Genomic DNA, 21326 nt, shown 5'->3' with positions numbered 1-21326 from the left:
GCCGGAGGCAAGAATTTTTTGAGTATTTGGGCCAAGAAGAAGCCGCATGGGGCTTTTCAGGCCCCGCCTTGCGTCAGCCGGGCCGGTGATCGGCCATGAAGGCGGCCAGTGCGGCGATCTGATCGGGGGTCATGCGCAGGCCCAGTTTGCTGCGCCGCCAGATCACATCCTCGGCCGCGCGCGCCCATTCCCGGGTCATCAGCCAGCGCAGCTCCGCCTCGGTCAGGGTCGCGCCGAAATCGCGGCCCAGATCGGCGCGGCTGCGCGCGGGGCCCAGGATCGCGCGAGCCTCGGTGCCATAGGCGCGCACCAGCCGGGCGGCCCAGTCGTCGGTCAGGAACGGATAGTCGGCGCGCAGCCCCGCGATCAGCGCGGCCACCCCGTCATGGGGAAAATCACCCCCTGGCAGGGGCACGCGCGCGGTCCAGTCGCCGCCTGCGCCGGGAAGGAACGGCGCCAGTTTCGCCAGCGCGCTTTCGGCCAGCCGCCGATAGGTGGTGATCTTGCCGCCAAAGACATTCAGCAGCGGCGGCGCCCCATCCGCGCGCCCCGCGGCCTCGCCGCCCGTATCCAGGCCCAGCACATAGTCGCGCGTGGCCGCCGTGGCCGAGCTGGCCCCGTCATTGTAAAGCGGTCGCACCCCGGAATAGGTCCAGACAATCTGATCCCGCGTCACCGGCCGTGCCAGGTATCGCGAGGCGAAGTCACACAGATAATCCTGTTCGCCCCCGGTGCATTCGGCCTGATCGGGACGGCCCTGATGGTCCATGTCGGTGGTGCCGATCAGGGTGAAATCCCGTTCGTAGGGGATGGCAAAGATGATCCGGCCATCCGTGCCCTGGAAAAAATAACATTTTTCATGGTCGAACAGGCGGCGGGTGACGATATGGCTGCCGCGGACCAGGCGCACGCCCCGGGCGGTGTTGAGGCGCAAGGTGGTGCGGATCACATCCTCGACCCAGGGGCCGGCGGCATTGACCAGCGCGCGGGCGCGATGGTCGGCCCGGCCCTCGGGGCCCTCGGTCACGACATGCCACAGATCGCCGCGCCGCTCGGCGCTGATCACGCGGGTGCGCACCATGATCCGCGCGCCGCGCGCCGCCGCATCGCGCGCGTTCAGCACCACCAGGCGCGCATCGTCGATCCAGCAATCGGAATATTCATAGGCCCGCCGGAACCGCGGCTGCAGCGCCCGCCCTGCCGGATCGGCCCGCAGATCCAGCGCGCATGTGCCCGGCAGGATGCGCCGCCCGCCCAGATGGTCGTAAAGGAACAGCCCCAGCCGGATCAGCCAGAAGGGCCGGCGCCCCTTCATCCAGGGCACAATCAGCGCCAGCAGCCGTGCGGTCGGCGTATCGGCGGCAAAGCGCATGTCGGGATGCATCGGCAGCACGAAGCGCATCGGCCAGCTGATGTGCGGCATCGCCACCAGCAGGGTTTCGCGTTCCTTCAACGCCTCGCGCACCAGACGGAATTCGAAATATTCCAGATAGCGCAGCCCGCCGTGGAACAGCTTGGTCGACGCCGATGAGGTCGCCTGCGCCAGATCGCCCATTTCGGCCAGAACGACCGACAGCCCCCGCCCCGCCGCATCGCGCGCGATGCCGCAGCCGTTGATGCCACCCCCGATGATGAACAGATCGGCCACCCCATCGGCGGCGCGGGGCCCGGTCATGGCCACCTCCTGCTGTGGAACAGGGCCAGAAGGCGCGAAATGCGAACTTTTGTCAAATATTGTTTTTCGTTTTTATTCGTTTATGATCGTATCAATGTGTTTTTACGCATTTTCGCGCAGGTCGTGGCGTCTGCCCGTGTGACAGGCCCGCGCGACCATGCGACACCGCATGCGACACTGGCGGCAGGAGGGCCCATGGCGACCAGCTTTCGGCAGACAGAGATTCTGGAGATCGCCCGATCCGAGGGCCGCGTCATCGTCGAGGCCCTGGCCGAACGCTTTGGTGTGACGCTGCAGACGATCCGGCGCGATCTGGCCGAACTGGCCGATGCGGGCCTGCTGGACCGCGTGCATGGCGGCGCGGTGCTGCGCACCGGGGTCAGCAACATCGGCTATGGCGCGCGGCAGCGCATGAATGCGGCGGCCAAGGCCGCGATCGGGCGGGCCTGTGCGCAGGCCATTCCCGACAACTGTTCGGTTATCCTCAATCTCGGGACCACGACCGAGGCGGTGGCGCGCGAATTGCTGGGCCACCGCAACATCACCGTGGTTACCAACAACATCAACGTGGCCAATATCCTGATGGCCAATGACAGTTGTGACACCATGGTGACGGGCGGCGCGCTGCGGCGGTCGGATGGCGGGCTGGTGGGCGATCTGGCCAGCGATGCGATCGGGCGGTTCAAGGCCGATTACGCGGTCATCGGCGTTTCGGCGCTGGATCACGATGGAGATCTGCTGGATTTCGACCTGGCCGAGGTACGGGTCAGCCGCACCATCCTGCGCCAGTCGCGCAAGGTGTTTCTGGTCGCGGATGCCAGCAAGCTGGACCGTTCGGCGCCGGTGCGGCTGGGATCATTGGCGGATCTGGATGTGCTGTTCACCGATCGCGCGCTGCCCGAAGGCCTGACCCGGGCCTGCGCGGACTGGGGCACCGAGGTGCGGATCTGCCCGCCCTGATCGGCAAGGCGCCGCGCATCGCCCACCGCCCCGGCGAAAAATCCTTTTCCCCTTCGGACAGGGCCGCTATCACAAGGCGTGATCGCAGGAGTGCCCGATGACCCCGATGTCCCGCCGCGTAATGCTATTGTCGGGCCTGGCTGCCCTGGCCGGATGTGGGGGCGATCCGCGCGCCTCGACCAAGGCGCCGGGCGGCGATGTGGCCGGCCTGCATGCCGGGGAAACGCCGCAGTTGCGCGCCCTGATCAACCGCTATGCCGATGAATATGGTGTGCCGCGCAGCCTTGTGCACCGGGTGGTGCAGCGCGAAAGCCGCTACAATCCGGGCGCGCGCAATGGCCCGTATTACGGGCTGATGCAGATCCTGCCGCAGACCGCGGGGACGATGGGCTTTCGCGGCAAGCCCGCGGATCTTCTGGATCCGGCGACGAACCTGAAATACGGCGTGAAATACCTGCGCGGGGCCTGGCTTGTTTCGGGCGGATCCGAGGAACGGGCCGTGATGTGGTATGCGCGCGGTTATTATTATGAGGCCAAGCGCCGCGGCCTGCTGCGCGAAACCGGCCTGCGCGGCTGATCCGCACCCGCCCGGCCGGTCGCGGGCCGGGGCGGGGTTTGAGTATTTTTGCCAAGAAGAAGCCAGGGGCCGGGTTGGCGCCGCGCGATCAGTCGCGCGCGCGCAGGATTTGTGCGGGGCGCGCGGCCAGCGGGCGGCGGGCAAAGACCAGCCCGGCCAGCAGCGTGGCCAGCACCCCGCCCGCAACGATCGCGATGGCGGGGAGCGGGGCAAAGTGGAAGTCTGCCTCCATCACCAGCACCAGCACCGCCCAGCCCGCAAGCGCGCCAAACAGGATCGCGACGATCCCCGCCGCCGCCCCCATCAGCGCCGCGCGCAATGCGAAAGAGGCCAGGATCCGGCCCCGGGACGCGCCCAGCACCTTGAGCAAGGCAGCCTCCCATGCGCGGGCGCGTTCGCCTGCGGCGGCCGCACCGATCAGCACGACAAAGCCCGTCAGCAGCGTGACACCCGCAGCCAGCGCGGTGGCCCGTGCAATGGCGCCCAGCGCCTGCGTCACGCGGTCGATGGCGTCGCGGACGCGGATCGCGGTGATGTTGGGGAAATCGCGCGCCAGATCGCGCAGGATCGCGGCCTCGGCCCCGGGGGGGGCGTAGATCGTGGCGATATGGGTGTGAGGCGCGCCCGCAAGCGCGGCGGGGTTCAGGGTCAGCACGAAGCCGATGCCGCCGGTGGCGAAATCCACTTCGCGCAGCGAGGTGATTTCCGCCTCGATGTCGCGGCCAAGGACATTGACGGTGATCCGGTCGCCCAGGCCTAGGCCCAGTTCCCCCGCCTCTTTGGCGGACATGCTGGCCTGCGCGGGGCCGGTGTAATCGGCGGGCCACCAGCGGCCGGCGACAACCTTGGTGCCTTCGGGCGGGGTGGCGGCATAGGTGATGCCGCGGTCGCCCCGCACGACCCAGTGTTCACCCGCCACCGTGCGCGCATCCTGCCCGTTGATGCGGGTAAGAACGCCGCGCAGCATCGGGGCGGTTTCGACCTTTTCCACCGCCTCCATCGCGGCGAGGCGGGTCAGGAAGGGGGAAATCTGGTCGGGCTGGATATCGACGACGAAATAGGCGGGCGCGCGCTGCGGCAGGTCGCGGTCGATGGCGCTGCGCAGGCCGGCGTCGATCTGGCCGACGGCGGCCAGCACCGACAGGCCAAGGCCCAGCGACAGGATCACCGGCGCCGCCTCGCTGCGCGGGCCGCCGATGGCGGCCAGGGCCGCGCGCAGGACGGGCCGGCCACGGGCGCGATGCGCCATGGCGCGCGCCAGCCGGCGCAGGCCCGCCGCCGCAAGCGTCAGGATGGCCAACGCCGCCGCAATGCCACCCAAGGTACCCAGCGCCAGCGCCCAGAGCCCGGAAAACCAGACCGCCGCCGCCACCAGCGCCGCCAAAAGCCCCGCGATCAGCGCCAGGGCACCCGCCCCGGGCAAGCCCCGCCGCCCCGGCCCCAGATCGCGGTAAAGCGCCGCCGCCCGCACCTCGGCCATGCGGGCAAGCGGCCAGAGCGTGAAGATCGCCGCGACCAGCGCGCCATACAGCGCGGCCTCGACCAGCGCGGCAGGGGCAATGGTGATGTCCACCGCAATCGGCATGCGCGCGGCGATGGCCCCCCGGGCAAGCCAGGGCAGACCCGCGCCCAGCGCCAGCCCCAGCGCGATACCCGCCACGGTCAGCGCCCCCAGCTGGATCAGAAATACATTGCGGATCAGGGCATTGGTTGCACCGATTGCCTTCAGCGTGGCGATGGTTCCGGCCTTGCGTTCCATCCAGGCGCGCACTGCCGCGGAAATGCCCACCCCGCCCACGGCCAACCCGGCAAGGCCCACCAGCACCAGGAAGGATCCGATCCGGTCGACAAACCGTTCCGCCCCCGGGGCGGCGCGGCGGCTGTCCTGCCAGCGCATCCCGGCACCTTCGAAATCCGCTTCGGCCGCGGCCTGCAGGCCGTCAAGGTCGGTGCCGGGTGGCAGGGTCAGACGGTATTCGGTTTCAAACAGCGATCCCGGTTCCAGCAGGCCCGAACCTTCCAGGGCCACACCCGGCACAAGGCTGCGCGGGCCCAGCGCAAAGCCGGTGCCGGTGCTGTCGGGTTCGCGCAGGATACGCCCCGTCAGGATGAATTCCGCCCGCCCCAGGCGAAAGCGGTCGCCAATGGCCAGGCCCAGCCGATCCGCCAGAACCGGGTCCAGAAGCGCGCCGTAAAGCCCGCCAGGCTGCATTCCCAGCGCCTGATCCAGCGGCACCGCAGGTTCAACCTGCACCGCGCCGGTCAGCGGATAGGCATCATCGACCGCCTTGACCTGGGTCAGCGCGCGGTCTACGCCTTCACCCGCCCCCACCACGATCATCGAGCGGAACTCGATCACCTCGGACAGGGCGGTGGCGCGGGCCGCCATCCAGGCGCGTTCCGCGTCCGTCGCGGTGCGATAGGTGAATTCCAGCTGGGCATCGCCCCCCAGCAAAACCGCGCCCTGATCGCGCAGCCCCGATTCGATGGCCACGCGCACGGTGCCAACGCCCGCAATCGCCGCCACGCCCAGCATCAGGCACAACAGGAACACGCGGAACCCCGCGATGCCCCCGCGCAATTCGCGCCGCGCGATCCGAAAGGCCAGGCTCATGCGCCCGCCCTTTCCGCGCGCATCCCCTGCACCGCAGGCTCTTCAACCACCATGCCATCGGCCAGCCGCACGATCCGGTCACAGCGTTCGGCCAGTTCGGGCGCATGGGTGACCAGCACCAGCGTCGCGCCATGGCGGTCACGCAGCCCAAACAGCAGATCCATGATCGCCGCGCCATTGGCCGCATCCAGATTGCCCGTCGGTTCATCCGCCAGAAACAGCGCGGGCCGGGGCGCCGCAGCACGCGCCAACGCCACGCGCTGCTGTTCGCCCCCCGACAATTCGGCCGGGTAATGGCTGCCGCGATGGCCAAGGCCCACGGCATGCAGTTCCTCGGCGGCGCGGTCAAAGGCATCGGGCACACCGGCCAGTTCCAGCGGCAGGGCCACGTTTTCCAGCGCGGTCATGGTCGGAATCAGGTGGAAGGACTGGAAAACGATCCCCATATTCCCCCTGCGGAACCGGGCCAGCGCATCTTCCCCCATCGTGGAAAGATCCTGGCCCAGCGCCGTGACGGTGCCCCCCGTGGCCCGTTCCAACCCGCCCATGAGCATCAGGAGCGATGACTTGCCCGACCCCGAAGGCCCCGTCAGACCCACACTTTCCCCCCGTGCGACATCCAGCGTGATCCCGCGCAGGATCTCGACCGGGCCGGCATTGCCCTGCAGCGTCAGCCGGGCGTCACGCAAACTCAGAACGGTATCTTTCATGCCTGCCTTCTTTTCTGTCCTCCCAAGGGGATATGGGCCAATCCGGCGCCTGCGCAACCTTGTTTTGACGACATTTTTCCTGGCTCTGCCGATCCTGGCCCCGCCCGCGCGGGCCGAGCCGCTGGAACTGGTGGCGCTGGGTGACAGTCTGACGCAGGGCTATGGCCTGCCCGCCGATCAGGGGCTGGTGCCGCAACTGCAGGCCTGGCTTGCCGCGCGGGGCGCCGATGTGCGGGTGGTGAATGCCGGGGTGTCGGGCGATACCACGGCGGGGGGGCTGTCGCGGCTGGACTGGTCGCTTGGCCCGCAGACCGATGCGCTGCTGGTGGCACTGGGCGGCAATGACCTGCTGCGCGGCCTGCCCCCCGAAGAATCGCGCGCCAATCTGGACGCGATCCTGACCAGGGCGCGCGCCCGCGGCCTGCCGGTGCTGCTGGCGGGCCTGCCTGCGCCGGGCAATTACGGCCCCGATTACAAGGCCGCTTTCGACGCGATCTGGCCGGACCTTGCGCAAAAGCACGGCGCGGTGCTGGTGCCGAACCTGCTGGCGCCGATCATGGAAACCCCGCCCGAACTGCGCGCGAAAACCGATCTGATGCAGGATGACAACATCCACCCCGCCCCCGCAGGCGTCGCCCTGGTGGTCGAGGCGCTGGGGCCGAAGGTGCTGGACCTGATCGCGCAGACGGGGGCCGGCCCGGGCGGCTAATCCCGCCGCCGGTCCATCGCCCACAGCGCGCCCGCGCCCAGAACGCACAGCCCCGCACCCAGCGCCGCGGCCAGGCCATAGCCCGCCACCGCCGCCCCCAGCGCGAAAACGCTGGCACAGATCGCATCGCCCGCCAGCTTCTGCAGCGCCATCAGGCTGGCCCCCGCCCCCGGCCGCATCCCCAGCAGATCCTGCAGATAGGCCATCGGCTGGGTCAGCACCACCGCGCCCCCCGCCGCCGCGGGCAGGATCAGCAGCCAGACCCAGCCGGTACCGGACAACACCGGCAGGAACGCCAGATGGCAGGCATAAAGCACCGCCCCCAGCCAGATCAGCACCGTCCGATCTATCCGGGTGATGATCGCGGGCAGCGCCAGCATGAAGGGTACCTCCAGCCCGGCGACAAACCCCGCATAAAGCGCCACATCCGAAGCCCCGCGCCCCGGGGTCTGTGAAAACACAAGGCCGATCACCACCAGATACAGCATCACCGCCCCGCTGATCGTGCCCAGCGCCAGAACCCGGGCCAGAACGCGGATCTCGGCCATCTCGCGCAGGGCGGCGGCAAAGCTCAGCCCCGATTTCGGGTCCGGCCAGCGCGTCGCCCCGTCGCGCGGCCAATGCCGCAACGTCAGCCACAGGATCGCCGCCGCCAGCACCAGACAGACCGGATAGACCGCGATCAGCGGCGCGCCCGCGCCAAAGGCCACCGCCCAGACCGGCAGCACCACGACCCAGGGCAGCGCAAAGGCCGCCCGCAGCGCCGACAGGATCGCGCCGCGCTGCGACTCGGGGTGGATCGAGGCGGCCAGCCGCGCCAACGCGAACAGCTGGCCGAACAGCGACCCCGACAACGGCAGGATCAGCGCATGCGCAATGACAAAGGCCAGCGCGCTGTCCCCCGCCCAGACCAGCCCGGTCCCCGCCGTCAGCAACCCCGCCGAGGCCAGCGCGATCGCGCGGCGGTTGGCACGCTGATCGGCCAGAATGCCCAACCCCACCGAGGCCGAAACCGACAACACCGAGGCCACCACCAGCACCGTCGAATAGGCCCCGTCCGACAGCCCGAACACCGTCACCGCCAGCGCCGAGACATAGGGCATCAGCGTCGCCGCATGGGCCCCGAACAGGATCAGCAACCCCGCGGCCAGCGCCAGCGCGGGATCGGTCACGATCGGGCGAAAGGGGGCAAGGGCTTGGCGCACGGCAGGCTCCGGGATCATGCGGCCTGTCTTGTGCCGCCCGCGCGGGCACGGCAAGGGCCAAAGCGGCATGCCACTTCTTCTTGGCCCAAATACTCAATCAACGCCCATCCCCCGCGCCACGGGCAGGCGCCTTCAGCGCCAGTCGAAAAAGCCCCCGGGCGCGCGGGCCAACAGCCGGCGGGCCAGGTCGGCGCCCAGCTCGGCCGCCTGCGACACCGGCGCGCGGCCCTCATCGCGCAGGGCTTCGGACCCGTCGGGGCGCAGGATCTCGCCGCGCAGCCAGATCTGGTCGCCCTCCAGCACCGCAAGCCCCGCGATCGGGGTTTCGCACGACCCGTCCAGCGTGGCCAGAAAGGCGCGTTCCGCCGCCAGACGCTGGCCCGTCGGCCCATCATGGATCGCCGCCAGCAACGCGGCGGCGCGGGCATCATCGGCCCGCCGCTCGATCCCGATGGCGCCCTGCGCCACGGCGGGCAGCATCTCATCCACCCCGATCGCCGAGCGCGCGACATGGGTCATGCCCAGCCGGTTCAGCCCCGCCATCGCCAGGAAGGTCGCCACCGCGACGCCATCATCCAGTTTCTTCAGCCGGGTCTGAACATTGCCGCGAAACTCGACCAGCTTCAGGTCGGGGCGGCGATTGGCCAGCTGCGCGCGCCGGCGCAGGCTGGACGACCCGACCGTGGCGCCCTGCGGCAGATCGGCCAGCCGTTCCACCCCGGGCGAGACAAAGGCATCGCGCACATCTTCGCGCGGCAGATAGCAATCCAGCACCAGGCCCGCGGGCTGGGCCGTGGGCATGTCCTTCATCGAATGCACGGCAATGTCGATGCGGCCTTCCAGCATCGCCTCTTCGATTTCCTTGGTGAACAGGCCCTTGCCGCCCAGTTCCTTCAACGGCTTGTCCGCCGCGATCAGCGCGGCATTGTCGCCCGTCGTACGGATCACCACGATCTCAAAGGCATCCTCGGGCAGGCCATGGGCCGCGATCAGGCGCGCGCGGGTTTCATGGGCCTGCGCCAGCGCCAGCGGCGAACCGCGGGTGCCGATCTTCAGGGGGGTCTGGGCGTTGGGCATCTGTTCCATACCCCCGGCATAGCCGCGTCAAAAGGCCCGCGCAAGCGCACAAGGGCTGGCTTTGGCTTGACATCGCGCCGCAGGGGGCGATGAAGGGGCAAGAAGGAGATCCGAGATGAGTGACAAGACGATCCTGCGCGCCCTTCGCGGCGAGGTTCTGCCCACGCCGCCGGTCTGGATGATGCGCCAGGCGGGACGCTACCTGCCCGAATACCGCGCCACCCGCGCGCAGGCCGGGGATTTCCTGTCGCTGTGCTACAATTCCGATCTGGCGGCCGAGGTCACGCTGCAGCCGATTCGCCGCTATGGCTTTGACGCGGCGATCCTGTTTGCCGATATCCTGCTGCTGCCGCAGGCGCTTGGCGCGGATCTGTGGTTTGAAACCGGCGAAGGCCCCCGCCTGTCCACGATCACCGATGCGGCCGGATTGCGCGCGCTCAAGGGCAAGGACGACATCCACGACCACCTGGCCCCGATCTATGAAACCGTCCGCATCCTGGCGCGCGAACTGCCGCGCGAAACCACGCTGATCGGCTTTGCCGGCGCGCCCTGGACGGTGGCCACCTACATGATCGCGGGCCGCGGCACACGCGATCAGGGCCCGGCCCACGCACTGAAGGCCGCCGACCGCGCGACCTTTGCCGCGCTGATCGACCTGCTGACCGAGTCCACGATCGAATACCTGTCGAAACAGGTCGAGGCCGGGGCCGAAGTCATCAAGATCTTCGATTCATGGGCCGGCAGCCTGAAGGGCCAGGATTTCCAGGATTTCGCCGTCGCCCCCGCCGCGCGCATCATCGCCGCGCTGAAGGCGCGCCACCCCGGCCTGCCGATCATCGCCTTCCCGCGTGAGGCGGGCCAGGGCTACATCGGTTTCGCGAAAAAGACCGGGGCGGATTGCGTGGCCATCGACAATTCGGTGGCCGCCGAATGGGCGGCCGAACATGTGCAGGTTGATGGCTGTGTGCAGGGCAACCTTGACCCGCGCCACATGGTCACCGGCGGTCAGGATCTGGTGGATGAAACCCGGCGGATCGTAAAGGCCTTTTCCAACGGCCCGCACATCTTCAACCTTGGCCACGGGATCACGCCCGATGCCAACCCCGACAACGTCGCCCTGATGATCGAGACGATCCGCAAGGGGTGACCGGACGGGGGTGACCGGACGGGGCGAAACCGGGGCGCTCAGCCCCGGCTTTTCGGCTTGCCGCCCGCGGGCTTGCCAGCCTTGCCACCAGCGGGCCTGCCAAACGGCTTAGCCCCCGGCTTGCCCGCGGACTTCCCGGCGGGCTTGGCGAATTTCGCCCGCGGCGCGGGGCGTTCCCCCGGATCACGCAGGCCGGCGGCCTCGAATTCCGATCGGGACGGCCCCTTGCGATGGGGCTTTTTCGCAGGCGCGCCGTCATCGCGCGGACCACGCGCAAAGGGCTTTTTCGCGCCTTGGCCACGCAGCGCGCCGTCACGCGGGCGATCCCATTTGCCCGGGCGCGGCGGGGCCGAATCCAGCCCCTGCGGCGCGCTATCCAGAACATCGACGCCAATTTCCTGTTCCAGCGCGCGTTCGGGGCCAATCGCGGCCAGGAACCGCTGCCCGGCATCGGCATGGATCTGCACCACGGTATGATCGTCGAAAATCCGGATCGCGCCGATGTCGCGGCGCGACAGATCGCCCGCCCGGCACAGCATCGGCAACAGCCAGCGCGGATCGGCGCGCTGATCGTGACCAATGGTCAGCCGCACCCAAAGGCTTGGCCCGAAATCCGCCGCCGCGGCGCGCGGGCGCGCCCCATCGGGCGTCACCGGCACCAGATCTTCGGGCGCGGATCGCGCGGCCATATACTGGCGCACCACCGCCGCCGCCAGCGCGCGTGGCGGGAAACCTTCCAGCAAACGCGCGGCCAGCGCCGCCTCATCCTCGCTGACCGGCGCGGTCAGGATCGGGTCGGACAACAGCCGGTGCACATCGCGGGCCGAAACCTCTTCGGCCGAAGGCGCGGGCGCCCAGGCCGCGGTGATATTGGCAAAGCCCAACAGCCGTTCGGCCTTGCGCCGCGCCGAATGCGGCACGATCAGCGCGGACACGCCCTTGGACCCGGCCCGGCCCGTCCGGCCTGACCTGTGCAACAGCGCCTCCTTGTTCTGCGGCAGATCGGCATGGATCACCAATTCCAGGCCCGGCAGGTCGATCCCGCGCGCGGCCACATCGGTGGCGATGCAAACCCGCGCCCGTCCGTCACGCATGGATTGCAGCGCGCGCGAACGTTCCTCTTGCGTCAGCTCGCCCGACAGCGCCACCACCTGGAAACCCCGGTTCAGAAACCGCGTCGTCAGATGCGTGACCATCGCGCGCGTCGAACAGAAGACGATCGCATTCTTCGCCTCATAGAACCGCAGCACGTTGACGATGGCATTTTCCCGATCCGCCTGATCGACCAGCAGCGCGCGGTATTCGATATCGGCATGCTGCTCGCGCGAGGCGATGGTGGAAATGCGCTGCGCATCGCGCTGGAAGGTCGCGGCCAGGCGCGCGATTTCCTTGCTGACGGTGGCCGAAAACATCAATGTGCGCCGATCGGCGGGCGCGGCCTCCAGGATGAATTCCAGATCCTCGCGGAAGCCCAGATCCAGCATCTCGTCGGCCTCGTCCAGCACCGCGACCCGCAGCGCCGACAGATCCAGCGCCCCGCGCCGGATATGGTCGCAGATCCGCCCCGGCGTGCCGACAACGATATGCGCCCCGCGTTCCAGCGCGCGCCGTTCCGACCGGGCATCCATACCGCCCACGGCGCCTGCGATCACCGCGCCGGTCGGCGCATAAAGCCATTCCAGCTCGCGCCGGACCTGCAACGCCAGTTCGCGCGTCGGCGCGATGATCAGCGCGCGCGGCGCCTCAAGCAGGCCGATACCGCCATCGGCCAGCAGCTGCCCCGCCATCGCCAGGCCAAAGGCCACCGTCTTGCCCGACCCGGTCTGCGCCGAGACCAGCAGATCCGCCCCCGCAAGGCCCGGATCGGTCACCGCCTCCTGAACGGGGGTCAGGGCGACATAGCCCTTGGCCGCCAGCCCCTGGGCAAGGGCGGGGTGAACGGTGGGAAACTGGGTCATGGGGGACGTCTTTCGGAAAACAGAAGGGGCCAACAGGCCGAAGCGCGCCTTCTAGCGCGTTCGCCCCTGCCTGTATAGCCCGAATCTCGGCCCGTCCAAACCCGGAACACCTGCCCCTTCGGCTTTGCGAAAATATCCCGGGGGGTGAGGGCAAAGCCCGAGGGGGGCAGCGCCCCCCTGCCCGGCCCGCCCCCCCGCGCGGCTTAGGGCCATTTCGCCACCGGCGGCAGGCTCATCAGCACCGCATTGGCATCATGCCCGGTTTCCAGCCCGAATTTCGTACCCCGGTCATAGACCAGGTTGTATTCGGCATAAAGCCCGCGGTGGATCAGCTGCGCATCCTTGTCCGCGTCATTCCAGGCCGTGTCGCGCCGCCGCTCGGTCACCGGCAGGAAGGCGGGCAGAAAGGCCTCGCCAACCGAACGGGTAAAGGCGAAATCGGCCTCCCAGTCGCCGGTGTTCAGATCATCATAGAAAATCCCGCCCACGCCGCGCGCCCGGCCCCGGTGGGGCACAAAGAAATATTCATCCGCCCAGGCCTTGAAGCGCGCGTAATAGTCGGGCGCATGGGCATCGCAGGCGCGCTGCATTCGGGCATGAAAATGCGCCGTATCCTCGGCATATTCGATGCAGGGGTTCAGGTCGGCCCCGCCGCCGAACCACCAGGCCCGCGGGGTCCAGAACATCCGGGTGTTCATGTGAACCGCGGGCGTGTGGGGGTTTTGCATATGCGCCACCAGGCTGATGCCGCTGGCCCAGAACCGCGGATCGCGGTCCATCCCCGGCACGCCACGCGCGGCCATGGCCTTTTGCGCCCGATCCCCCAGCGTGCCCCAGACGGTCGAGATGTTCACGCCCACCTTTTCAAACACCCGCCCGCCGCGCAGCACGCTCATCTTGCCGCCGCCTGCGTCGCTGCCATCGGGGGCGGCGCGTTTTGTGGGCGTCACCTCGAACCGCCCCGGGGCCAGATCGGCGAAGGGGCCGGTGGTCCGGGCATCTTCCAGCGCCTCGAAGGCCGCCACGATGCGGTCGCGCAGATCGGAAAACCACTGGCTTGCGCGCGCCTTGCGTTCGGTGAAATCCTCGGTCATCGCGGTCCTCCGTTCCATCCTGCCTTGCGCTCTCTAGCAGGCCGGGCGCGCGGCGGGAATGGACTTTTCCGCCCCTTCGCGTAAGATGGTTCCAACCCAAAGGTGCCCCGATGCCGCGTCTTCCGCCCCCCGCCCTGCTGCCCCCCGCCCTGCTGCCCCCCGCCCTGCTGCCCATGGCCCTGCTGGTCCTGCTTGCCGCCTGCGGCACGCCGCAGGACCGCTGCATCGACCGTGCCACGCGCGAACTGCGCGCGGTGGAACAGCTTCTGGCCGGGGTCGAGGGCAATCTGGCGCGCGGTTATGCCTGGGACGAAAAGCCCGTCACCCGCGTCCGCTGGGAAATTTGCGGCTATCGCCAGATCCAGAACGCCGATGGCACGATCATCACCCGGCCCGACATGTGCATGCAGCCCTATACCGACACGATCCGCAGCCGCGTCGCCATCGACCCCGAGACCGAAAAGCGCAAGCGCGATGCGCTGATCGCCAGGCGCCGCGCGCTTCTGCCCCAGGCCGAGGCCAATATCGCCGCCTGCAAGGCCACCTATCCGCAATGACCGCCCTGCCGGGCCGGGTCAGAAGGCGGGCACGCGCACCGCATCCAGCAGGCCGCGTCCGCCGTCCACCGTCAGGATCTGCCCGGTGACAAAGCCCGCGCCGTCGGACGCCAGGAACTGCACCGCCTCGGCCAGTTCGCCGGGGGCGGCGATGCGGCCCAGCGGCGTGCCCTCGGCGATCGCCTCGCGCCAGTCGCCGTGATCACGCAGCGCCGCCTGCAGCGACGCGCTCATCACCGAGGCGAACGACACCCCGTTGACCCGGATCCGGTGCGGCGCCAGCGCCACCGCCATGCCCCTTGTGGCCTGATCCTGCGCCGCGCAGGCGATGGAATAGGCCAGCAGCTCGGGCTGGGTGCGACAGGCCGCCAGCGTCGAGATGTTGATGACCGAGCCGATCTCGCCCTCGGTCCGGCCTTCCTTTTCGGCCTGCGCGATCATGCGCCGCGCGATCAGCTGCGTCAGCCGAAGCGAGCCTTTCATATTCTGGCGCAGCATCGTATCCAGCACATCCTCGGCCGGGTCCAGCGGATCGCAGGGCGCAAAGCTGCGCGCGGCATTGACCAGGATGTCGATCCGGTCAAAGGCGTCGATCGTGGCCGAACACAGGTTGTTCACCGTCAGCTTCTGGCACAGATCGCCGGCGAAATAACGCGCCGGGCCTTCGGACTTGGCCGCCTCGCCCAGATCGGCCTCAAGCTTGGCCTCGTCGATATCGGCGAACATCACATTCGCGCCGCGATCCAGAAAATGGCGCGCGATGGCATTGCCGATGCCATGGGCCGCGCCGGTGACGATGGCGGTCTTGCCGGAAATGGAAAGAGACATGGGCCCCCCTGCGGACGTTGGGCTGGATGGATCGGTTTCAGCGCCGGGCGCGCGCCACCCGCCGCCGCGATGCGGCTGCAGGCGCGGGCGCCCGGGCGGCGCCGACGATGGGCTTGGCGGCGCGGATCACCTTGAAAGCGCCGTCGCCGCCGATTTCCTCGATCTCATGAAAGGCGGCGCGCAACGCCTCTTCATAGGGCAGATGGCGGTTGGCCACCATGTAAAGCGTGCCCGACAGCGACAGCATCGCCCCCGCCGCCCGGATGAACGCCGCGCCCAGCCCCGGATCGGCCGCGCGCGTGGTGTGGAACGGCGGGTTCATCACCACCGCGCCAAGCCGCGCTTCGGGTTCGAACCGCGTGGCATCGGCCCAGTGGAACCGGGCGCGCGGGTCGGTCACGTTGCGGCGCGCGCAGGCCAGCGCGGCGTGATCGGCCTCGATCAGGTGCAGCTCTTCCACGCCCTTGCGCGCCAGGACCTGCGCGGCAAGCCAGCCCCAGCCCGCGCCCAGATCGGCCACCCGCGCGGGCAGATGATCGGGCAGCACCGCCGCCAGCAGCGCCGAACCGCGATCGACCGCATCGGCGGAAAACACCCCCGCCACCGTGACGAACCCCGGCGCGGGCGCAAATTCGCGGCCCTGCCAGTCGGCCAGCGCGGCGGGATCGGCGGCAAAACAGAAGATCTTGCCATGTGCCTTGGCAATGGGCGCGCTGACGGGCAGGCGCTGGCGCAGATCCTTCAGGACGCTGTCGACCCCGTCATGCTTGGCCCCGTCCACCCAGACCGGGCCGCCGGGGCTGACGCGCTGGCAGGCCTCGGCCAGGATCGCGCGGGCCTCGGCCTTGGCGCGGGGCAAAAAGACCACCGCCGCGGCATAGGTCCCCTGGACCTCGGCCCCGACATCGAACCCACGGGCGGAAAGCGCGTCGAAATCGGGGCGAAACCCCTGGATCAGATGCAGCCGGTCCTGCGGCAGATCCGACAGATCGGTGCCGCCCGGCGGCCGAAACACGGCAATGCGCCCTTGCGGCGGCAGGGCATCGGGCGCTTGCAGCGCAAGGGAAAGACGCGGGTGGGTCATGACAGCGGGCGGTGCCCTATTCCTTTTCCATCGTGCATTGCAGCGGATGTTGATGGCGGCGGGCGAAATCCATCACCTGCGCCACCTTGGTTTCCGCCACCTCGAACGAAAAGACGCCGACCACCGCCAGCCCCTTCTTGTGCACGGTCAGCATGATTTCGAACGCCTGGGCATGGGACAGGCCAAAGAACCTCTCCAGAATATGCACCACGAATTCCATCGGCGTGTAATCGTCGTTCAGCAACAGCACCTTGTACATCGGCGGGCGGTGCGTGCGGGTACGGGTCCTGGTGGCGACGCCGGATTCCCCATCGGCATCGTCCTTGCGGTCGGCCATCATCTGAAGGGGGATCGTCACTGCGGCACGCTCCTGCAGGGAATCGGGAAATCGGTGACAGGCAATATAGGCGGAAAGCACGATATGAAAAGCCCGCGGCGGCGGGAATTGCCCCGCCCCGCGCTGCCCCCGCAGGGATCGGCACACATCGGCACACAGGGCCTGCGCCTGAACCAGCCCCGCCCCCCCGCGGCGCCGCGCGCACGGGCCCGGCCCGGCACCGGCGCGCCCCCCTACCACGGGTTGTGGACCCCCAGGCGGCGGCCACGACATTTACCCTATCCGAAAGATGTGAACTTTACCCCGAAACACCTTGAAATTCTGCTGTTTTCAGACCGGGCAAGGCGTGCTAGGCTTGGTCCCGAGCAGAAAAGCCCCACCAAAAACACGGGGCGCAGAGGCAGTATGAGGGCAGGAACCGTGACCACGCTTGCGCGCTGGGTTCGCTATGGGCTTTGGGCAATCCTCCTCGGTCTGGCACCGCTGGCGGCACTGGCGGCGCCCTATGCGGCCATCGTCCAGGATGCACGAACCGGCGAAATCCTGTATTCCAAGAATGCCGATACCCGGCTGCACCCGGCCTCATTGACCAAGATGCTGACGCTTTACATCGCCTTCGAGGCGATTGAGCGTGGTGAGATCAGCCTGGATTCGATGGTCACCATATCCCGCAACGCCGCCGCCCAGCCGCCGTCCCGGCTGGGGCTGAAGGCGGGGCAAAAGATTGCCCTGCGCCATCTGATCCGCGCGGCGGCGATCAAATCGGCCAATGATGCGGCCAGTGCCATCGGCGATGCGATTTCGGGCGACGAGGCGGCCTTTGCCGCGCGGATGAACCGCACCGCCAAGGCGTTGGGAATGAAAAGTTCGACCTTTCGCAACGCCAACGGCCTGACGCGGGAAGGGCATCTGTCCTCCGCGCATGACATGAATATCCTTGGCCGTCGGCTGTTTTACGATTTTCCGCAGTATTACAACATCTTCTCGCGCCGCACGGCGGATGCGGGCATGGCCAAGGTCGCCAATACCAACCGCCGCTTTCTGGATGCCTATGAAGGTGCCGACGGGATCAAGACGGGCTTCACCAATGCTGCGGGCTTCAACCTGACCGCCTCGGCGCAGCGCGGCGGCAAGCGTATCATCGCCACAGTCTTTGGCGGCACCTCGACCGCGCAGCGCAATGCGAAGATGGCGGAACTGATGGATATCGGCTTCAGCCGCGCGCCTTCGCGCGTGGATGAAAAGAAACCCGCCGCGCCGCAATATCTGGCCGATGCCGCGCCCCAGGACGGCGCGGGGGCGTCGGCCAAGACGATCCGGCTGGTCGCCGCACCCGCCAGCAGCCCGCGGCCCAGGACCCGCCCCGGCGCCCGCCCCGATCCCGTGCAAGAGGCGGATGCGATCGCGCTGGCGCTGGCCTCGGCCGAAGCCGCGGTGGTCGCCGCCACGGCCGAAGCCGCAGTGGTCGCCGCGCAGGCCGAGATCGCGGCAGCCGAACCCGATGCCGCGCCCCTGGCCGAGGTCGCCTTGGCCGACGCCCCCGCCGCCGCCCCCGCCGCCGTGCCCGCCCCGCCCCCCCGGCCCGAGGCGATCCTGGCCACAGCCCCGGCGGATGCGCCCGATGCACCGGTCGCCGAGGCCATCGCAGCAGATATCACGCCGGTCGAAGCCCCCGCCGCCAAGACGGCGGAACCTGCGCCCTCCCAGATCCACATCGCCACCGCGGACACCCCGCGCCCGATGGCCGCGCCGCGCCGCGCCGCCCCCACCCCGACCGGGTCCACAATCGAACCGGCGACCGCGCCGGTTGTGGCCGATGCAGGCGGCTTTGTGCAGGACACCGCGCCCCAGCCTGAAACCCTGGCGCTGGCCGAAGCGGTGATGACCGAAGATTTCGACGAAAGCCTGGCCGAAGGCGATGCCCAGCCCAGCGGGCCGGTCTTTGCCCAAAGCACCATGCCGCAGCCCGAAACGCTGGCGCTGGCCAGCGCGCCGGCGGTGCGCACCGAAACGATGATCCTGGCCGCGCTGACCCCGCCCGCCCCTGCCCCGCGCGAGGAGCCGGTGGTGGTGGCGCGCGTCTCATCCTCGGGGGGGCGGCATTGGGGCGTCAGCCTGGGCAGGTACAATTCGCATTTTCACGCCGAACGCGCGCTGCTGACCACGGCGCTGATGGAAACCGCCTCGCTGGGCGATGCGTTGCGCAAGGTGGCCAACCGCAAGGGCGGGTTCGAGGCGAATTTCGTCGGCATGAGCAAGGACGGCGCGGAATTGGCCTGCGCCCGCCTGTCCGCGCGCGGCACCAGCTGCACGGTGTTCGGGCCCTGATCGGGCGGCCCCTGCCCCCACACCACCGAATGCGAAAACCGCGCGCCCCCGGGCGCGGTTTTGTGTTGGCGCGGTTTTGTTTTGGTCACTGACGGATCACGATTTCGGCTTGTCGTCAAATTCCGTGGACAGGATGCGTTCGCTGTCGCCCTTGGGATCATCGAACTGCCCGCGGCGCAGCGCCCAGAAGAACGCCAGAAGGCCGATGCCCCCCAGCAGCAACGAAATCGGGATCGAATAGGTCAGGGCTTCCATCGTCGCCTCACTTCAGCCGCAGCGCGTTCAGCGACACCGTAATCGAACTGAGCGACATCGCCAAGGCCGCCGCCAGCGGCGTGGCCAGCCCGACCAGCGCGATCGGCACCGCGATCACGTTATACAGGAAGGAAATCCCGAAGTTTTCCTTGATCCGCTTGCGCGCCTTGACCGAAATCCGCACCGCCTCGGCCACGGGGGCCAGATCCTGGCCCAGCAGAACGATATCCGACGCCGTGCGCGCCGCATCCAGCGCCGAGGCGGGCGAGACCGAGACATGCGCCCCGGCCAGCGCCGCGGTGTCGTTCAGCCCATCCCCCACCATCAGCACATGACGGCCCGCCGCGGTCAGGTCGCGCACAAGCGCGGCCTTTTCCTGCGGCAGAACGCCGGCGCGCCAATCGGCAATGCCCAGCCGCCCGGCCAGATCCTCCACCGCGCCCCGCACATCGCCCGACACCAGCCAGACCTGCTTGCCCTGCGCGGCAAAGGCGCGCACGGCCTGTTCGGCGCCGGGGCGCAGGCGGTCGGCAAAGCGGATCGACACGGGCGCCCGCCCTTCGATCGACAGATGGGTGGCGGTGACCGTGCCCGGTTCCGCCCCGATCCAGTCGGCCCGGCCCAGACGGACACGGACATCGCCCCAGCGCCCCTCGATGCCATAGCCGGGGACTTCGCGCAGATCCTGCACCGATGCGGGCATCACCCCCAGCGCGCGGGCCGTTTCCGCCAGCGCGCGCGCCAGCGGATGGCCCGACGCCTCGGCCAGGGCGGCGGCAACGGCCAGCGCCCCGGGCGGCAGATCGGTCAGGTTTTCCGGCTCGGGCGCGCCCATGGTCAGGGTGCCGGTCTTGTCGAACACGACTGTATCCACCTCGGCCAGCCGTTCCAGCGCGGTGCCGTCCTTGATCAGCAGACCGCCACGAAACAACTTGCCCGAAGCCGCCGTGACCACCGCCGGCACCGCCAGCCCCAGCGCGCAAGGACAGGTGATGATCAGCACCGCCGCCGAAATGTTCACCGCAAAGCGCAGATCGCCCCCGGTCTGCCACATCCAGAACCCAAAGGCGGAAAACGACAGCAGATGCACCAGCGGCGAATAGGCGCGCGCGGCCCGTTCGGCCAGCGAGGTATATTTGTTCCTGGCACTTTCCGCCGCCGCGACCAGATCGGCCATGCGATGCAGCGAACTGTCGCGCCCCGCCGCCGTCACCCGCAGCGTCAGGGGCCCGGTCAGGTTGACCTCCCCCGCAGACAGCACCACGCCCGGGCCCGCCCAGACCGGCAGGCTTTCCCCCGTCAGCAGGGATCGGTCGGTTTCCGACGTGCCCTCGACCACCTCGCCATCGGCGGGGATGCGCGCGCCGGGGCGGATGCGCACCAGATCGCCGGGCACCAGATCGCCGACCGGCACCACCGCCTCGGCCCCGTCACGCAGGACCGTGGCGCGCGGCACCTCCAGCGCGGCCAGTTCCTCGGCGGCCGATCGCGCCACCGCGCGGGTGCGGTAATCCAGATAACGCCCGACCAGCAGGAAGAAGGTCAGCATCACCGCCGCATCGAAATAGGCGTGCTGGCCCGAATGCATCGTTTCGAACACCGAAATCGACGAAGCCAGAACGATCGCCAGCGAAATCGGGAAATCCATCCCCAGCCGCCCCGCCTTCAGCGCCGTCCAGGCCGAGGCAAAGAAGGGCTGGCCCGCGAACAGCACCGTGGGCAGCGCGATGGCCGCGGAAATCCAGTGGAACAGATCGCGCGTGGCGGCCTCGGCCCCCGACCAGACCGAGATCGACAAAAGCATGATGTTCATCATGGCAAAGCCCGACACGCCGATCCGCATCAGCAGATCGCGCCCGCGCTTGTCGGTCTCGGTCGCCGACAGAAGGCCGGGGTCCAGTTCATGCGCCTCATAGCCGATGCGGTCCAGCGTGCCGATCAGATCGGCGGCGGTCACCTGGGGTTCGGCATCGACGCTGACGCGCTTCATCGTCAGGTTCACCCGGGCCGATCGCACCCCCGGATGTCGGTGCAGCGCGCGTTCCACATCGGTGATGCAGACCGCGCAATGCGCCGTGGGCAGCGACAGGATCAGCCGCGCATCGCGCGGCGCGGCCCCCGCGGCCAGCCGTTCGGCCGAAGGCGCCGCGATACAGGCCGGGCAAGCCGATGGCGCGGCACGTTCGGACAAAAGCGGCGAGGCGGTCATGG

At 68.9% G+C, this 21326-nt stretch carries 18 protein-coding genes; 6 read left to right on the top strand and 12 right to left on the bottom strand.

The features are described 5' to 3' along the window. Positions 1-73: 73 nt before the first annotated feature. Positions 74-1675 (bottom strand): glycerol-3-phosphate dehydrogenase, encoded by a 1602-nt coding sequence (gene glpD, locus ACK8OU_RS00930; RefSeq protein ID WP_410301464.1) that lies wholly within the window; start codon positions 1673-1675, stop codon positions 74-76. 195 nt (positions 1676-1870) lie between these two features. Here glpD and ACK8OU_RS00925 point away from each other — a divergent pair, with 195 nt between their 5' ends. Both ACK8OU_RS00925 and ACK8OU_RS00920 read left to right on the top strand, forming a co-directional pair. Then, the gene (locus tag ACK8OU_RS00925; RefSeq protein ID WP_410301463.1) at positions 1871-2635 is read left to right on the top strand and encodes a DeoR/GlpR family DNA-binding transcription regulator; all 765 of its coding nucleotides are present in this window, start codon (positions 1871-1873) and stop codon (positions 2633-2635) included. Between the two features lie 97 nt (positions 2636-2732). Continuing rightward, a complete protein-coding gene (locus ACK8OU_RS00920; protein ID WP_410301462.1) occupies positions 2733-3212 on the top strand; it encodes a transglycosylase SLT domain-containing protein in 480 nt (159 codons plus the stop codon). Between the two features lie 88 nt (positions 3213-3300). On the opposite strand, the gene ACK8OU_RS00915 is transcribed toward ACK8OU_RS00920, so the two are convergent. After that, entirely contained in the window at positions 3301-5826 is a 2526-nt protein-coding gene (locus ACK8OU_RS00915; RefSeq protein WP_410301461.1) for an ABC transporter permease, read from the bottom strand. Next, complete coding sequence (locus ACK8OU_RS00910) at positions 5823-6536, bottom strand: ABC transporter ATP-binding protein (protein ID WP_410301460.1); 714 nt, start codon at positions 6534-6536, stop codon at positions 5823-5825. Before ACK8OU_RS00910 ends, ACK8OU_RS00915 begins: the two co-directional genes overlap by 4 nt. Between ACK8OU_RS00910 and ACK8OU_RS00905 the strand changes: the two genes are divergently transcribed. Next, complete coding sequence (locus ACK8OU_RS00905; RefSeq protein WP_410301459.1) at positions 6535-7245, top strand: arylesterase; 711 nt, start codon at positions 6535-6537, stop codon at positions 7243-7245. The genes ACK8OU_RS00910 and ACK8OU_RS00905 overlap by 2 nt on opposite strands. Here ACK8OU_RS00905 and ACK8OU_RS00900 read toward each other — a convergent pair. Both ACK8OU_RS00900 and hemC read right to left on the bottom strand, forming a co-directional pair. After that, complete coding sequence (locus ACK8OU_RS00900; protein WP_410301458.1) at positions 7242-8519, bottom strand: MFS transporter; 1278 nt, start codon at positions 8517-8519, stop codon at positions 7242-7244. The genes ACK8OU_RS00905 and ACK8OU_RS00900 overlap by 4 nt on opposite strands. Positions 8520-8582: 63 nt before the next feature. Beyond that, positions 8583-9527, bottom strand: a complete 945-nt coding sequence (hemC, locus tag ACK8OU_RS00895) for a hydroxymethylbilane synthase (RefSeq protein ID WP_410301987.1) — start codon at positions 9525-9527, stop codon at positions 8583-8585. A 115-nt stretch (positions 9528-9642) separates the two neighbouring features. Between hemC and hemE the strand changes: the two genes are divergently transcribed. Next, on the top strand, positions 9643-10674 hold the full coding sequence (gene hemE / locus ACK8OU_RS00890) for a uroporphyrinogen decarboxylase (protein WP_410301457.1): 1032 nt from the start codon (positions 9643-9645) through the stop codon (positions 10672-10674). A gap of 38 nt (positions 10675-10712) precedes the next feature. Here hemE and ACK8OU_RS00885 read toward each other — a convergent pair whose 3' ends face one another. Both ACK8OU_RS00885 and hemF read right to left on the bottom strand, forming a co-directional pair. After that, entirely contained in the window at positions 10713-12632 is a 1920-nt protein-coding gene (locus ACK8OU_RS00885; RefSeq protein WP_410301456.1) for a DEAD/DEAH box helicase, read from the bottom strand. 203 nt (positions 12633-12835) lie between these two features. Beyond that, a complete protein-coding gene (gene hemF, locus ACK8OU_RS00880; protein WP_410301455.1) occupies positions 12836-13726 on the bottom strand; it encodes an oxygen-dependent coproporphyrinogen oxidase in 891 nt (296 codons plus the stop codon). 110 nt (positions 13727-13836) lie between these two features. Here hemF and ACK8OU_RS00875 point away from each other — a divergent pair, with 110 nt between their 5' ends. Next, entirely contained in the window at positions 13837-14283 is a 447-nt protein-coding gene (locus tag ACK8OU_RS00875; protein ID WP_410301453.1) for a hypothetical protein, read from the top strand. 18 nt (positions 14284-14301) lie between these two features. Here the strand turns inward: ACK8OU_RS00875 and ACK8OU_RS00870 are convergent, their stop codons facing one another. From ACK8OU_RS00870 to clpS, 3 genes are read right to left on the bottom strand one after another with little or no spacing between them, the layout of a single operon-like run. Further along, positions 14302-15111: an SDR family NAD(P)-dependent oxidoreductase gene (locus ACK8OU_RS00870; RefSeq protein WP_410301452.1), complete on the bottom strand. Its 810-nt coding sequence runs from the start codon at positions 15109-15111 to the stop codon at positions 14302-14304. A 37-nt stretch (positions 15112-15148) separates the two neighbouring features. Next, on the bottom strand, positions 15149-16195 hold the full coding sequence (locus ACK8OU_RS00865; protein WP_410301451.1) for a methyltransferase: 1047 nt from the start codon (positions 16193-16195) through the stop codon (positions 15149-15151). Between the two features lie 16 nt (positions 16196-16211). Continuing rightward, positions 16212-16532 carry an ATP-dependent Clp protease adapter ClpS gene (gene clpS / locus ACK8OU_RS00860; RefSeq protein WP_410301986.1) on the bottom strand — a complete coding sequence of 107 codons (321 nt, stop codon included), beginning with the start codon at positions 16530-16532 and terminating at the stop codon, positions 16212-16214. A gap of 420 nt (positions 16533-16952) precedes the next feature. Between clpS and ACK8OU_RS00855 the strand changes: the two genes are divergently transcribed. Beyond that, the gene (locus ACK8OU_RS00855; RefSeq protein WP_458524345.1) at positions 16953-18860 is read left to right on the top strand and encodes a serine hydrolase; all 1908 of its coding nucleotides are present in this window, start codon (positions 16953-16955) and stop codon (positions 18858-18860) included. A 96-nt stretch (positions 18861-18956) separates the two neighbouring features. Here ACK8OU_RS00855 and ccoS read toward each other — a convergent pair whose 3' ends face one another. Together ccoS and ACK8OU_RS00845 are read right to left on the bottom strand one after the other, a co-directional pair. Next, positions 18957-19115, bottom strand: a complete 159-nt coding sequence (ccoS, locus tag ACK8OU_RS00850) for a cbb3-type cytochrome oxidase assembly protein CcoS (RefSeq protein ID WP_250039652.1) — start codon at positions 19113-19115, stop codon at positions 18957-18959. A gap of 7 nt (positions 19116-19122) precedes the next feature. After that, the gene (locus tag ACK8OU_RS00845) at positions 19123-21324 is read right to left on the bottom strand and encodes a heavy metal translocating P-type ATPase (protein ID WP_410301449.1); all 2202 of its coding nucleotides are present in this window, start codon (positions 21322-21324) and stop codon (positions 19123-19125) included. Positions 21325-21326 lie beyond the last annotated feature (2 nt).

It is taken from the genome of Pontitalea aquivivens, assembly GCF_046507575.1.
Classification (GTDB): Bacteria; Pseudomonadota; Alphaproteobacteria; order Rhodobacterales; family Rhodobacteraceae; genus Pontitalea; species Pontitalea aquivivens.
The sequence above is the reverse complement of the archived record's forward strand: the minus strand, read 5'-3'. Positions and strand labels throughout refer to the sequence as shown.